Raw genomic sequence first — 15,153 nt, forward strand, 5'->3', positions numbered from 1 at the left:
CTATGCTGGCGGTATTGTTGGGTTTCGCTTAAAGGTTTCCTTATTAAGGTCTTCTCGCAAGGCCCAGGTTTTGCTGCCGCTCTCCGCTTCGTGGTCATGGTCGCTCAACGCCAACCTACATGACACATACCTGTAAAAATTTACCTTCGAGCCGATAAGAGAAAAACCCCCTCCTCTTATCGGCGAGCCTTCTTTTCGTCTCCCATTCTGGCCCGTACGCGGCGCAACGAGTGGAGGCGTCGGGCCGGCGCGGGGTCTTAGCGGAGCGAGTGCCCCGTACGGCCCAGCCGGAACGAAGTGGTCGCGCTGAAAGCGCGAGCGGAACCTTCCGGGCCGAGTTTTGTCCCACTTTTTCGACAAAAGTGGGGCGCGGGTGCGGGGCGCGCCAAGCCCCGCTAGTGTAAACGTGCGAAGCACACAAAAGTCACTGGATTCCCGCGCTTCGCGCGAGAATGACGAGTAGGTATTGCCGGCTTTCGTTCCTCAAGCCGGCCTGCGTTCTCTCAGAACCTCGCCGTGAACGCCAGCATCGGCCCTTGTTCCGTAAGCTGCGGGTGGAAGGTTATACCCTCACCTCCGGGGTGATAGGAGGCTATCGCCTTTCCGGTGAAATAGCCTATGGCGGCTCCGGCGAAGGCGTCGGAGGCCCAGTGTTTGTCGTCGTAAACCCGCGAAAGGGGGGTGATGAGGGCTACCGAGTAGATTAGCGGAGCCGTCCACCAGTTATCGGTCCCGTACCTGTTGGCGATAACGGCGGCGACGGAAAAAGCCCCCGCCGAGTGTCCCGAGGGGAAGGAATCCTTCGAGCTGTTCGCGAAATCAGGGCCGTCCCATTCGTAGGGGCCGTCTTCGTTAAAGGGGCGGTGGCGGTGGGTGGAGAGCTTTACAACCTGGACGCCGACTGCGGAAATAACCGCCGCCTCGAAGGCGAGTTTCACCGTCTCCGTGGTGTAGTCGCTCTCGAAAGCCCAGCCCCCGGCCCAGACCGCTCCCATCGCAGGAAGAAGGAATCTTCCGTTTCCCATGAGTTCACCGGCCTTCGCCAGTTCGTCCAATCGGCGCGAGTGTTTAGCCGAGAAGCGCTCCCGTATCTCTTCGTCGCTGTTGTAGAACGCGGCGGCGGCGACGACGGTCAGAGCCGCCTTCCCCCAGTAAGCCCCGTCACCGCTTGCCGGGGAGGAGAGCATGGCGGCGGTATCCTTGTAAAACCATGAGAGGTATGAGCTCTCGCCCGCCGCTTCGCCGTTTTCACCGGCCAGGGCGGGAAAGGCCGCGAGAAGGACAAGCAACATCGCCAAAAAACGCTTCAACCCTCTAACCTCACTGTCCGGCATCGTTTCTTTTTCGCCAGTACACCACACCGCGCCCGCCTTCCGCCAGCGGGAAACGGCAAATTTTCCGTCCGGCTATTTTCGAGCGGTTCGATAGGATAAATTCCGGTAAATCCCTAGCTGCATGTTCGTATATGTCAACATTAGATTGAACTCCTCCCGGTTTCCGGTTATTTTTGAAAAAAGGAAAACCGGAACCCGGAATTTTCGCCTGTCGAATGTGGAGCCCATGGGCCTTGTAAAGCGCTTTTTACTGATTATTTTCGGCACCGTGCTGGTCTTCGGCATAGTCCTCGGCTACGCCCTCACCCATTTTATCGAAAAATCGCACCTCGAACGAACCACGAGAACTTACGTGGCCATAGTGGAGGAGGGAGCGCTCTTTGCTTTCACCAAAGCGGATTTTTCGCCCTCCCTTTCAGCGGAACAGAAAGCTGCGGTGCGCGCGAAGCTGGCGTCTTTTTACTTCGGCCCGGACACGGTTAGCCGGAAGGTCTGGTCTACCGATCACGAAGTCCTCTGGGCCAGCGAGGAAAAGCTCGTCGGATCGCGCTTTCTCGACGACCCGGAGCTGGACGAGGCCCTTTCGGGAAAGGTGGCGAGCAACTACACCGACCTTCTGAAAAGCGAAAACCGCCTCGATCCGAAGGGGCAGAGGCTCCTTGAGATTTACGTGCCCGTATCCTTCGGCAAGGGCGAAAAACCGGACGTTGTCTTCGAGGTCTACAGCGACGTGGCCCCCCTCGTGCGGGACATGGCGGCCATGAGGAAGATACTCTGGGCCGGAAATATCGCCGGGATAGTGCTCCTGATCGTCGCGCTCACCCCGATGTTCGTAAGGGCCTCCAGGCGCATCGAAAACCAGAGGGTGAAGATCGAGCGCTCCGAGGCGCGTTTCCGGAACCTCCTGAAATTCGCCAACGACGGCATCATCGCGATGGACCAAAGCCGCAACATCGTAATCTTCAACAGGACCGCCGAAAAGCTCTTCGGGCTGACCGAGAGCGAGGCGCTCGGCAGGAAGTTCGACGATCTGGTGTCGAAACCCTCGCGCCCGGACTTTCTGGGCGTGGTGGAGCACCTGAAAAAATCAAAATCGCAAAAAGGCCTTGTCATGGCGTGCAGCGGCATGAGAAGCAACGGCATCATCTTCCCGATAGTCCTCTCCCTTTCCACCTCCGAGGAGGACGACGAAGGGCTCATGCTGGCTATTGTGGCCGACGCCGCCGAGAGGCAAAAGCTCGGGGTATGACAGATGCCGACAAACTTTTTTTTCGCCTCCCCGCCTTGACCTCGCCGCCTTTAGAACTTATCTTCATCCAGTCCACTGCCCCGAGTCGGAATTCTTCTCAGGGCATTCAAACCGAAAGGAAAAAATGGTCATTTCGCCTGATAAATACGTTTCGATCCACTACACCCTCACCCTTGACGACGGAGAAGTAGCCGACACCACGAGCGGCGGGACTCCGCTCAGCTTCGTTCACGGCTGCGGTCAGATAATCCCCGGGCTTGAAAAAGCCCTTGAAGGAAAGAGCATCGGCGACAAGTTCGTAGTCACCGTCCCCCCGGAAGAGGCCTACGGCCTCACCACGGACGAGATGTACCGCGACCTCCCCAGGGAAAACTTCCCGGACGACCTGATTCTGGAGCCGGGAATGGGATTCACGGCGGAAGGTCCCCACGGCCCCGTCTCCTTCTTCGTGGTCGAAGTCAAGGGAGACACCGTCGTGGCCGATTTCAGCCATCCTCTCGCAGGGAAGACCCTCACTTTCGACGTTGAGATCGCGCAGGTCGAGGAGCTCAGCCCCGCCGAGCTTCTCCTGATGAAGGGCGAAGCAAACGACGATGGCGAGGGCTGCGGTTGCGGCTCCTCTTGCGGAGAAGGCGACAGCGGCTGTTCCCCCTCCTCCTGCGGAGGCGGCTGCGGCTGCGGCTGAACCCGTAGTTATCAACGACAAAAGGCCCGCGTCATGGCGCGGGCCTTTTTTTTATTCAGCAAAAAGAAATAAGTTATTTAAGGCTTTTAAAAACTTCGAGGAACCTCGCCTTTCCGGCAATCTATTTCGGCGAAGGGCAAGGAGTCCGCAGGGCGCGCGGTCGCAGGCAGTAGCGTTACTACGCCAAGACCCGCGCCCGAGAAACGACACAGTCCATTCGCCGAAAGAGGAAGCCGGTCCAAGTTATTTTCTGCGCTTGCCCACGTCTCCCTGCTGAAACCCCTCGCCCTTTTCGACGCTGGTGATGGCAAGGTGGTCTCCGCCGATCTTTTCGACTACGACCGTTCCGAGCTGCGTCTCGTCCCTTCCGAGCTCCTGCCCGTTACCGGGGTCGCGGATAATCTCCACCCTGTAGATGTCGTACTTGTCCCCGGTCTTGACGCCGTCGGCCTTGCCCTTGTTGAGGTAGACCTTCCCGTCCTTCGAGGAGACGACGCTGCAGTCGTCGGAGGGGGGCGCGCCGCCGGCGCTGGCGGTGAAATCCGAGAGTTTATCCGTCATCTCCTCGGTGATCTCTTCGACTGCGGGCATGAAAACCTTTTTGGCGACCGTCTCGTCCCAGTCGGTCCCGGCGCCGGTGCCCATAACGTCAATCGAGTAGTTTGAGGTCGATACCGTCTCGCTCTTGCTGAAGACTATCTCGCCGGTCTGGACGTTGACCACGCGGGCGGTGAGGTTGCCCTCCGAGGTCTTTTTCCCCGCCGAGCCCCAGAGTCCGCCGACCAGGCCGCTGAGACCTCCGCCGCTGTGCACCTGCTGTTTCTTTTGCGAAAAATCGATGTTCCCGAAGACCATGAACTGCACCCCGGCCATCTTGCCCGCCTGGACGGCGGTGGACTGGCTCACATCGTCGCTGACCTGGAATTTCTGTTCCCTCAGCAGGGCTTCGAGCTGCTGGCGCTCCATGACGCTGAATTTTTTGGTGTTCACCAGGGCGTCCACGAACCAGTCCTCGGAGGCTGTGCCGACGTGTCCGGACCAGTTTCCGCTGGATTTTTCCGTAAACTTGAGAACCGCGATTCTTGGTCCCGCCGCGAAGGTGGCGGAAGCAAAAAGCAAAACCAGCAAGAACAAAACCGGCAGCAGATTCTTTTTCATCGATTCTCTCCCCTGTGTTTCAGAACTCTCAAGTTATTGCCGATGATAAGCAAAATAATGTTTACATTTTCTGCCGTCAAAACCGGCCCGTCAAGTAAAAGTCCCTCGAATTCATTCCCGGCCGGCTTTGTGAATTTTTGCGCAGCCTTAAAAGCTTGAAAAGTGGTTTCCCATGACAGAAAAGGCCCAGTGTTGTATTCTGTTCAGGTGATCACTGAGCGAGGTTATCCATGAATGCTCCGATATTTCTGACCGAAACCCAAAGGGAACTCGACCCGAACCGGCCGGGGAGCCTGCTTCATCCCTCGGCGGGTTTTTCCGAACTGGTGGGAAGAAAGTACGAGGTGGACGGCCTCCTTCGCTTCATTACCGGCAAGGAGCAGTTTACCTGGCTTTCGATCTTCGGCAACGGGGGCGTCGGCAAGACCAGGCTGGCCCTCGAAATCGCCCACAAGTGCAGCAATAAGGGCTGGCTTGCCGGTTTCGTGCCGGGTGACGCCCTCGACCGCTGGGTGCTCTCTCCCGAATTTGAAACCTGGGTGCCTTCCCAGGATACCCTGATAATCGTCGATAACGCGGCGCGAAAGAGCGAGATTCTCGGGAAACTCCTTACCCGCTTCGCGAAGTGGGGCAAAGGGCCAGCGAATTTCAACACCAGAAAGATCCGGGTCATTCTGCTTGAAAGGCGCGCCGCCGTGGAGGCGGGGTGGCTCGGGGAACTGCTTTCGAGCGTCGGCAACGAGAACTGGGAAAACGTTCACCGCTCGATGGAGGTTCCGCTTCGCCTCGGCTTTCCCGGCAGGGACGACCCCGACGGGACGATGGTAGCCATCCTGAAAACGGCGATGGCAAGCTGGTCCCGCCTCTGCGGCAAACCCGCGCCGGATATGCCCCAGCTTGGCCGCGACGCCCTCCTCAGCTTGCGCCGCAACACCGACTACAACCCCGTCTACCTGCAGCTTGCCAGCCTGCGGGCCTGCGAACAAGGCAGCGCGACCAACATACCGGACTGGCCGAAGGGCCAGCTGCTCCTCTGGGCGGCCAACCGCGAAAAGGCTTACATCCGCGCAAACTGCCCCAGGACCTCCGACCACATACTGGTCGAACGCGCCGTCGCCAACCTCGCCTTTTGCGGAGCCAGAGACTCCAGCGACGAGAAATTCTGGCAGCTCCTGCGGCGCGACGCCGAAACCATGGGCGCTTCCGCCTCCTCGGTCGAGAACACCATCACCGGACTCGCCGTGGTGGCGGGAAAAACCGGCGAAGGCGGCCGGACGATCTTCGTACCCATAGCCCACGACCTCGTCAACGGCGCCTTCGGGGTTCACGTGCTCTCCGAGTATCGCGAGGTTATGGAAAAATCCCTCGGAGCCGCGCTGGACCTCGACCCGGAGCAGACCTGGCTTCAGCTCATAAGGACTACCGGCGACCTTTCCGGCGTGGACGGCTTCGAGACCGTCAGGGACTGGCTGGACCTGGTCATCGCAGAAAGGCCGGTGGAAGAGCTCATCTGGGTTTCGCGCCACACCTCGATGAAAAACTCCAACCTCGCGGCCTTCGGCGTCGCTCTCCACGAGACTCTGGTGCTAAAGCTCCCCCAGAGCCCCGCCTACGCCCCCGTCCGCGCCGACACGATGAACCGCCTCAGCGTCTCCAACTTCGAGCTCGGGGCGGTGAGCGCCGCAACCGAAATAGCTAAAAGAGCGGTTGACGCCTATGAAAAACTGACGGCCGAGAACCCCGCCTATCTCGGAAGGCTCGCCAACTGCCTGAACAACCTCTCCGCCTTTTACGCGATATACGGCCGCCCGGTGGAGGCGGCGAATTCGGGCGCGCGGGTGGTGGACATCCGCAGAAAGCTTCTTGCCAAGGGGGATACGGGACCTGCCCGGGCGGAACTCGCCGGAGCGTGGACCAATCTCGCCGCCTATTTCATCCGCTCCGGCTATTATGAAAAAGCCGCTGAATCCGCGAAACAGGGGCTCGCCCTCTGGGAGGACCTCGTCAGAAAGAGTCCCCAGGCCTTCACACCGGGGCTGACGCAGAGCCTCGTCAACCTCTCCATAGCAAACGCCCGGGCGGGCCGCTACGACGAGGCGCTGCGGATGGGAGACCGGGCGACCGGCTTTTTGAGGGATCTGGCGGAAAGGAACCCGGACGCCTTCGATTCGGAGCTTGCCTGCGCGCTGGCGAACCTGGCCGGTTTTTACGGCGCTCTCGGCAAAAGGCAAAAAGCCCTCATCTACGCGGAGGAGGCCGCCGAGATAATCGAGCGGCTGCACCTTAGAAACCCGGAGACCTACGGCGAAGACCTCGCCCTCACCCAGAACAACCTCGCCGCCGAACTGCTGCGCTCCGGCAATTTTTTGCGCGCCGAAAAAGCCGCTAAAAGAAGCGTCGAGATTTATGCAAAGCTGCTCACCACCAGAAAGATGCGCTTCGCCCCCCCTTACGCGGTGGCGCTTTCGACCCTTGCCGCAGCCAGCAACCGCAGGATGTCGCCGGAACAGGCGCTCTCGTCGGCGACCAAGAGCGCCGAGATACACGAACAGCTTTCTTCGATGCGGCCCGAAGGCTACACGGACAGAAACGCGGCGGTAAAGATAATACTGGCGAGGGTTCTCGGCGACGTCGGCATGGGAGACAAGGGATTGCCTGTCGCCAAGCAGGCGCTGGACGGCTACTCGAAGCTCTGCGACGAAAAACCGGGCGTCTACGACCTTGACTACGCCGCGGCGTGCGGACATGCCGCCGAGACGGCGAAGGCCGCCGGAGAGACGAATCTGGTTGACATCTACTACTGCAAGGGCCTTGAAATCCTCAAGAACCCCGTGGAGAAAAACCCTGACGGAGCCATTCCTCTCCTCGCCACCCTGACCTCCGCCTACCTGAAATTCTGCAAGGAATGCGGAAGCAAGCCCGACAACAGCCTCATGGGGTATTACGAACGGGTGCTGAATCTGATGATAAAATCTAAAAAAGGCAAATGAGGCTCGTCTCCTGTTACAAAATCGTAAAGGCTATTTTAAACCGAGGGGCGAAACCATGCATTTACCACCTTTACACCCCTTGAAACCGCCAAACCAAAAGAGTATTCTCCCGCCATTCAATCGCCGAGTCCCGCAGACCGCGGGAACGGGGGACCCGTTTTTTCGGGGCTAATCGCCTAACCGCGTAGGGCAATCTTTCCTGCCCGAGCCCGTCAGCTAACCCCGCAGGCGTCGGACAGGACCCCTCGCTAAAGCTTGAGGAGTCCTCCGAAAGACTATCTTTTGGAGGTTAATATGGAAGGTCCCAAAGACGAAAAACCTTCGTCTTCCCCGGTGGGAGAAAGCGCTCCCGCACCTAAAACCGTACACAGTGTCGAAGAGATTCCCCCGCCCCCTCCCGTCGCCGGAGGGCCGAACGGCAACGGACAGCACGGTTTCGCCAGAAAACTGAAAAATATCCTCTTCGGAAAGCCCCGCGACCCCACCGATCCGACGGTGTTTCACAACATCTCGCTTATCGCCTTTCTCGCCTGGGTCGGTCTCGGCGCGGACGGCCTCTCCTCCTCGGCTTACGGCCCGGAAGAGGCGTTCCGCCAGGTTCTTGGCCACGAATATCTCGCGCTTTACCTGGCGCTTATGACCGCCATCACGGTAGGCATCATTTCCTTCGCCTACAGCCTCCTTATCGAGCATTTTCCCTCCGGCGGAGGCGGCTACGTAGTCGCCACGAAACTGCTCGGCCCGAAGGCGGGTGTGGTTTCGGGCGCGGCGCTCGTCGTCGATTACATACTGACGATAACGATATCGGTGGCTTCGGGGGCTGACGCCATTTTTAGCTTTCTGCCGCTTGCCTGGCATCCCTACAAGATACTGGCTGCTTTCGCGGGGCTGATAATCCTTACGGTGCTCAATCTGCGCGGAGTAAAAGAATCCGTTAAAATCCTGATGCCCATATTCATGGTCTTCGTGCTGACTCATTTTCTGCTCATCGTCTACGGCGTTGGTTCGCAGTTCTGGGCCTTGCCGGAAGTATTCAGCACGGCGCAGGCCAGAGGCTCCTCCGACATGAAGGCGCTCGGCTTCGCTCCGCTTCTCTTCATTTTCATGCGGGCTTACTCTCTGGGAGGCGGCACTTACACCGGCATCGAATCGGTCTCGAACGGCCTCCAGATATTACGCGAGCCCCGCGTCGCCACGGGCAAGCGCACGATGCTCTACATGGCGCTCTCCCTCGCCTTCACCGCAGGCGGAATCCTGCTTTGCTACCTTCTGTGGCACGCCACCCCGGAAGAAGGCAAGACGATGAACGCAGTCCTTCTAGACAGGGTGTTCTCCTCCTGGTCGATCGGATCCTGGCGCTTCGGGCCGTGGCTGGTGATCCTGACGCTGTTCTCGGAGGGCGCCCTCCTCTTCGTCGCCGCGCAGGCCGGTTTTATCGACGGTCCGAGAATCCTCTCCAACATGGCGCTCGACAGCTGGGTCCCCCACAGGTTCGCCAACCTCTCCGAACGCCTCGTGACGAAAAACGGAATTTTCGTCATGGGGATATGTTCGGCGATCCTGCTCCTGTACACCGGCGGAAGCGTCTCTTTCATCGTGGTTCTGTACTCGATAAACGTCTTTCTGACCTTCAGTCTGACCGAAATGGGAATGTCGCGGTTCTGGATGACCGAGGGAAGGAAGCATCACAAAAACTGGTTTCGGAACCTGTGCGTCCACATGATGGGTCTGGTGCTCTGCCTCTCCATCCTCTTCGTGACGACCTACGAAAAATTTTCCGAAGGCGGCTGGCTGACGCTCGTCGTAACCTCTTCTTTCATAGTTCTCTGCGTCCTCATCCACCGCCACTACGAAAAGGTCCGAAACGAGATAAAGAAGCTGGACGACATCCTCTGCGTCATACCCGAGGGAACGGAAGTTCCCCCGGAGCCGCTCGATCCGGCCAGGCCGGTGGCGGCGCTGCTGGTCTCCGGCTACGGCGGGCTCGGCATCCACTCGCTTCTCTCCATACACAGGCTCTTCCCCGGTTTTTACAAGGACATGCTCTTTCTCTCGGTAGGGGCGGTGGATTCCGGGCACTTCAAGGGGCAGGAGGAGATGGCGGCGCTCCGGCGCGGAACCGAAGAGAGCCTCACGCACTACGTAGAAAGCGCGAGGGGGCTCGGCTTTCGGGCTGATTACCGCTTCAGCGTCGGCACCGACGTCCTCGACGAGGCGGAAGAGCTTTGCCACGACGTAATGCGCCAGTACCCGAAGGCGACCTTCTACCTCGGGAAGCTGGTTTTCAGGAAAGAGAAACTCACCAACAAGATACTGCACAACGACACCGCCCACGCCATACAGCGGCGGCTCCAGTTCTCGGGGCTGCAGACGATAGTTCTGCCGATACGGATGGAGGGGGTTTAAAAAGCGTTAAGAACTCGTTATTATCTTCGAGTCTGACATAGAACGACGCCCCTTTGTGAGGAGGGTATCCTTTGGCAGGGTTTTTCAGTGCGTTATTCAGCCGCATTTTCAGTTCCGAGAAGGAAACCGAGGGAATCCTGTCGGGCAGGTTTTTGCGCAATGTAGCTTGTGATGGGGCACTGGCAAAGGCGTGCGTCCGGTTGAAAAAACACAACTGTAAAGGGCTTGAGCCTCTTCCAAATATGAGTACGTGGAGTCTTATTTGTGAGGAGATCGTCGATACCACCTATGAACAACGATACTATGACCGGGTTGTCTGCGAGCTTCACAGGCGAAATCTGACCGACGACCAGATCAAAGAGATGAGAATCTTCGCATGGCGCACGGCGGGTTGGCTGAATTTCGAGAAAAACCTTCTGGACTGGAACGGTCTCGGCGAGAAAGACATCTTGATGGCAATTGATTGGCAAGCTAAGGATGGATTGATCTCCCAAACCGAACGCGAGTCGCTTATAAATTATCTGAATCAGTTCAATTAAACCTCAGTGGTAGCCTTCGCCGAATTAGATTGGCGAATTCGCCGGGTCAGCGGGGCCGGGTAAATAACCTGTCGGCCGGATAATCCTCCGTCCTCCAGATAAAATCCGCATCGTTGTCGGTAAGCTTGAAGCGCGGGTAGGAGTCGCCCGAGGCCATGACGACGACCTTTACCGGGATGTCGGAGATGCGGTCTATTTGCTCCGGTATCCCGTGCTTCCAGGCATGGAAGCTGCCCGCCAGTATAACCAGTACGGTTTCGGGGTTCTTTTTCAGGTATTCGACGGAGTTTTTTGCCATCGCGTAGTCCCAGGCTATCTGCGCCTGGCAAAGCTTGTCGATCTCCTCGAAGGTTTTCCCCTTCCCGTGGGGGGACATGGCCCCGGTAAGCTCCTCGATGTACCGCTCGTCCACGTCGCAGGCCAGCCTTCCGAAGCGTTTGAACTCCTCGCCCTCCAGGGACTCAACCCCGGATCTCGAAACCTCCGCCACCATCTCCCGCCTCACGTTCAGGCCGACGAGGGGGATTTTCTCCTGTCTCGCGTAGTAGAGGATGTGGTGATAGACCGGGTAAAGTTCCGTCCCCCAGTTTGACGCGAAGAGCGCCTCCATTCCCTTTTCGTCCAGCGTTCCCGCTATCCAGGCGTCGAGACCTTCCTGCGCGTCGGCCCTGAACATTTCAAGTCCTATGGCGAGTTTCACGCCGGAGTCGCTCAACGACTGTATGAGGGTGCGCTGGGCGACGTGGTCGTCGGCGCGGTCGTGGCGCTCGCCGAAGGTTATGACCTTCGCCTCGGAGAGCTCGAAGAGAAGCTCGGAGAGGGTCAAAACCCTCATGTCTCCGGCCCTGTGGATGGTTTTGGCGAAAGAAGGCGAGGACAGAAAAAGAAAACCCGGAAGCGCTAAAAGCACAAAAAGAGATTTGAGTCTGTATGACGGTTTCATTCCCTTAGCATCCTTCCGCAAAATCCACTTATACAGCCGCCGCGGCGGCGAGTCCACACCGGTTGAATATTCCCTTTCAAATCCTTCAATGGACTTGCAAAGCGCGCAAAGGTAGAATCAATAAAAGGCTGCTCGCAAAGCGCCCCCAAAAGAACCGGAGTCAGGTGTGGAACTAAGTTTCGACAGATTTTACCGGCTCAACCAGCGCATCCTGATCTGGATCGCCTTCTTCGCCTTCGTCTGGCTCCTTCGGGATTTCTTCGGCCTCATTTTCATAATATTCATAATATCCTTCATGAGCGCCCGCTTCGCCCGCCTCGGGGTGAGATACCTGCGCCTGCCCAACTGGCTGGCAATTACCGTGGTCCACCTCATGTTTCTCACCGCTATCGTCACCTTCGTGAGATACGCGACTCCGCGCATCTCGACGGAAGCCGAGACGCTCATCGGCAGGCTGGGCCAGATAGAATCGACGATTCTGGACTACAAGTCGAAGCTGGCCGTCAAATACCCCTCCATCGACTCGGCCCTTACCGATTACCTCAGAGGGAACATACCCGAAGACGTGGCGATCGAGGAGATGCAGGAGGAAGCGGCCCGAGGCGAATTGCCTCCGGTTCCGTTGGCGCAGGGCAAGAGCGGCAGGGTAAGTTTGTCGGACGAAAAGCTGATAAAACTCTTCCTCGCCAGAGAAATAAACCTTATCCGGGAGAAAGCCCCCGAATATTTCAAACTGCTCTGGCAAGGGTCGGCGACGCTGCTGCTCGCCCTTCTTTTCAGCTTCCTGATATCGATAGACGCCGTCCGCCTCATGCAGAGCATTTCGAGCCTTCGCCTTTCCAGGCTCCGCGACTTCTACGAGCAGACCGCGCAGCCCGTGGTGCGCTTCGCTTACGTCGTCGGGCGGGCGTTTCAGGCCCAGTTCATAATCGCCATACTCAACACGATATTGACGGCGGGAGGGCTGATCTTTCTGGGAGTCCCCTCGGTAGCCTTTTTGTCCCTGATAGTCTTTTTGCTCAGCTTCATCCCGGTTCTCGGAGTGTTCATTTCCACCACTCCCATCGTCCTTGTCGCACTTAACGCCGGAGGAGTGGGAACGGCGCTGGGCGTGGTGACGATGGTCGTAATCATCCATCTCATCGAGGCCTACGTGCTAAACCCGCTCATCTACGGCCGCCACATGAAGCTCAACCCCGCCCTCGTCCTCATAATCCTCTACGTGGGCCACCACTCCTTCGGAGTCTGGGGCATGATCCTCGGAGTGCCGGTAGCCTACTACCTCCTCCATGACGTGCTGGGAGTGCCCCTCTGGGAGCAGCTCGACAAGTCAAGGACTCCCCCTCCCGAAGAACCCGCTGAGGCCCAATAAGAGGCTAATGCCCCCTTACCCGTCATTCCCGCGAAAGCGCGAATTCAGAGGATAGTTGTGTAGGGTGCTGTTAGCCGCGAAGCGGCGTAACGCACCAATTCCCCATCGTCATTCTCGCGCGAAGCGCGGGAATCCAGTGACTTTTGTGTGCTTCGCACGTTTACAACTAGCGAGGCTCTGCCTCGCGCTCCTTGGTACTTCTTTTAGAAAGAAGTACCCAAGAAATCGGCCCGAAAGGTTCCGCTCGCTCTTCGAGCGACCGGTCGCTACGGCGGGGGCGTGAGGGGGCACCCACTACGCTTCGCTCCGTTAAGACCCCCCGCCGCCCTATCCGCCTCCGCTCCCTGCGTCACCTACGGGCCCGAAGGGAAGACGAAAGGAAGGCTCGGCCAAAAGCCCGGATAGCAGAAGGCTTTTGGCCTCGGATGTAGTTTTTTTGATAGTTGTAAAAAGAATACCTTCGAGCAAACGGGCTAAAAATGATCCAGCCCGTTTGCGAGCCTTCATTTCGTTCCCCACGAATGGCCCGTGCACGTAGCAACGAGCGGAGGCGTCGGGCCGGCGCGGGGTCTTAACGGAGCGAAGCGTAGTGGGTGCCCCGTACGGCCCAGCCGGAACGAAGTGGTCGCGCTTCTTTGAAGCGCGAGCGTAGTGCCCCGGGCCGAGTTTTGCCCACTTTTCCGATGAAAAGTGGGGCCGGGTACGGGTCGGCCAGACCCGTCAATCATAAACGTGCGAAGCACACAAAAAAGCCTCCCCAAAGGGAGGCGATGCATAAACAAAAAAACCGGGCGCTTTGCTGATGCGAAGCGCCCGGTCCTGAGTTCGGATGTTATACGCTTTTAGTGGGCCGCCATTCTCTTCTTCACGTCGGCGAGGGCGAGGACCTTGAGGTCTTCGGCTTCGGCGAAGAGGCGGGCGCGCTCACAGATGAGCATGTCGGCGAAGGACTTGGTCTTGAGACCGGGGATGTTGATGTCGACGCTGAGCATAGCCGCCTTCATCGCCGCCTCGGCTATGTAGGCCGCGACGCCCACGTCGGAGATGGCGGACTTGTTGCCGAAGGGCGCAAGCTGCACGGAGAGCTTTATAATCTCAAGGCAGACCTTGGAGATCTCAAGCGGAACCGTAGAAGCGTTCTGCGCGGCCTTTTCGTTGGCCTCGTCCTTGACGGCCTTCTGCTCGGGGGTGTCCTTGGGCATGCGCCAAGCCTTGACGAAGAGGTCGAAGGCTTCCATGTCGCGGGCGGTAAGCGCCTTTAGCTGGTCGATGAGCTTAACGGCGGCGGCTGCGATTTCGGTGGCCGCACCCTGATGCTCTTCGTAGCCCTTCTTTCCTATCGTCAGGTTGGCGACCATGCTGACCATTGCGGCGGCGTTGGTGGCCGCTATGGCGCTTACGGAGCCTCCACCGGGGGTGGGGCTGGAGGAAGCGGCTACTTCAAGGTACTCGTTGATTGACTTTTCATATATTGACATGGTCGCCTCCTTACTTGATTGACTTCTGGAGTTTAAGCGCCTTGACGGTGTTGCCGACGATGATGGTGGTGGTCAGGCTGCCGACGCCGCCCGGGACGGGGGTGATGACTCCGGCCACCTCTGCGGCGGCGGGTTCAACGTCTCCGGTGATGGAGCCGTCTTCCTTCTGGTTGATCGCGGCGTCGATGACCGTCGCGCCGGGCTTGATCATGCTGGCCTTGATGAGGTGGTTCGCGCCCGCTCCGGCGGCGGCGAAGACGATGTCGGCGTCCTTGATGGCTCCGGCGAGGTCAACGGTCCTGGAGTGGCAGATGGTGACGGTGGCGTCGCGGCCCTTGGAGAGAAGGAGCATCGCGAGGGGGCGGCCCACGGTGTCGCCTCTGCCGACGACGGTGACCTTCTTGCCCTTGATGTCCACGCCCGCGCGATTGACCAGCTCGATGCAGGCCAGCGGAGTGGCGGGAACGAGGGCGAGGGCTTCCATGTCGCCCAGGATGTAGCCGCGCTGCTCGGCGGTGACGCCGTCAACGTCCTTGGCGGGCAGGATGGCGTTCATTACGTTGGCCTTGTTGATGTGCTTGGGAAGGGGAAGCTCTACGAGGATGCCGTGGACCTTGTCGTCCGCGTTCAGCTTCTTCACGAGGGCGACCACGTCGCTCTCGGGGGTGTCCTTGGGAAGCTCGGTGACTTCGACGACGACGCCCATCTTCTCTCCGACGGAGACCTTGTTTCTCGCGTACCAGACGCTGCCGGGGTCGTCGCCGACGAGAACGACGGAAAGCTTGGGCGTGAAACCCTTGGCTTTGAGCCCCTCGATCTCCTTGGCTAGTTCTACGCGGATCTCCTCAGCGATGGGGGCACCTTTGATTATCTTGGCCGACATGACTCCCTCCGTTGCAAATAATTTCAGTTTACGGGCTGGTTGACAAACCCTGTTAGTAAAACCACACAAGGGGAAGATTGTCAATTTTTTTAGGCGTGAATCCCCTCTTTTCGAGG

The 15,153-nt window shown here is 58.6% G+C and carries 11 protein-coding genes; 6 read left to right on the forward strand and 5 right to left on the reverse strand.

Annotated features, from left to right (window positions below):
- Positions 1–503 precede the first annotated feature (503 nt).
- Entirely contained in the window at positions 504–1,334 is an 831-nt protein-coding gene (locus tag EPN96_03100; protein TAL18020.1) for a phosphatase PAP2 family protein, read from the reverse strand.
- A gap of 121 nt (positions 1,335–1,455) precedes the next feature.
- On the opposite strand from EPN96_03100, the gene EPN96_03105 reads away from it, so the two are divergent.
- On the forward strand, positions 1,456–2,583 hold the full coding sequence (locus EPN96_03105) for a PAS domain S-box protein (protein ID TAL18021.1): 1,128 nt from the start codon (positions 1,456–1,458) through the stop codon (positions 2,581–2,583).
- A gap of 124 nt (positions 2,584–2,707) precedes the next feature.
- Positions 2,708–3,268, forward strand: coding sequence for a peptidylprolyl isomerase (locus tag EPN96_03110; protein TAL18022.1), 561 nt, complete (start codon positions 2,708–2,710; stop codon positions 3,266–3,268).
- A gap of 243 nt (positions 3,269–3,511) precedes the next feature.
- On the opposite strand, the gene EPN96_03115 is transcribed toward EPN96_03110, so the two are convergent.
- Positions 3,512–4,426 (reverse strand): hypothetical protein, encoded by a 915-nt coding sequence (locus tag EPN96_03115; protein ID TAL18023.1) that lies wholly within the window; start codon positions 4,424–4,426, stop codon positions 3,512–3,514.
- Positions 4,427–4,656: 230 nt separating this feature from the next.
- On the opposite strand from EPN96_03115, the gene EPN96_03120 reads away from it, so the two are divergent.
- From EPN96_03120 to EPN96_03130, 3 genes are all read left to right on the forward strand, one after another.
- Positions 4,657–7,416 carry a tetratricopeptide repeat protein gene (locus EPN96_03120; protein TAL18024.1) on the forward strand — a complete coding sequence of 920 codons (2,760 nt, stop codon included), beginning with the start codon at positions 4,657–4,659 and terminating at the stop codon, positions 7,414–7,416.
- 294 nt (positions 7,417–7,710) lie between these two features.
- On the forward strand, positions 7,711–9,822 hold the full coding sequence (locus EPN96_03125) for an APC family permease (GenBank protein ID TAL18025.1): 2,112 nt from the start codon (positions 7,711–7,713) through the stop codon (positions 9,820–9,822).
- Between the two features lie 71 nt (positions 9,823–9,893).
- Positions 9,894–10,361: a hypothetical protein gene (locus EPN96_03130; GenBank protein TAL18026.1), complete on the forward strand. Its 468-nt coding sequence runs from the start codon at positions 9,894–9,896 to the stop codon at positions 10,359–10,361.
- A gap of 46 nt (positions 10,362–10,407) precedes the next feature.
- Here the strand turns inward: EPN96_03130 and EPN96_03135 are convergent, their stop codons facing one another.
- Positions 10,408–11,304 (reverse strand): hypothetical protein, encoded by an 897-nt coding sequence (locus EPN96_03135; protein ID TAL18027.1) that lies wholly within the window; start codon positions 11,302–11,304, stop codon positions 10,408–10,410.
- 166 nt (positions 11,305–11,470) lie between these two features.
- On the opposite strand from EPN96_03135, the gene EPN96_03140 reads away from it, so the two are divergent.
- A complete protein-coding gene (locus EPN96_03140; protein TAL18028.1) occupies positions 11,471–12,676 on the forward strand; it encodes an AI-2E family transporter in 1,206 nt (401 codons plus the stop codon).
- Positions 12,677–13,518: 842 nt separating this feature from the next.
- On the opposite strand, the gene EPN96_03145 is transcribed toward EPN96_03140, so the two are convergent.
- Both EPN96_03145 and EPN96_03150 read right to left on the reverse strand, forming a co-directional pair.
- A complete protein-coding gene (locus EPN96_03145; protein TAL18029.1) occupies positions 13,519–14,154 on the reverse strand; it encodes a formimidoyltetrahydrofolate cyclodeaminase in 636 nt (211 codons plus the stop codon).
- Between the two features lie 10 nt (positions 14,155–14,164).
- Positions 14,165–15,037, reverse strand: a complete 873-nt coding sequence (locus tag EPN96_03150; GenBank protein TAL18030.1) for a bifunctional 5,10-methylenetetrahydrofolate dehydrogenase/5,10-methenyltetrahydrofolate cyclohydrolase — start codon at positions 15,035–15,037, stop codon at positions 14,165–14,167.
- Positions 15,038–15,153 lie beyond the last annotated feature (116 nt).

This window comes from bacterium (assembly GCA_004322275.1).
In the GTDB taxonomy this organism is placed as follows: Bacteria; Desulfobacterota; Deferrisomatia; order Deferrisomatales; family BM512; genus SCTA01.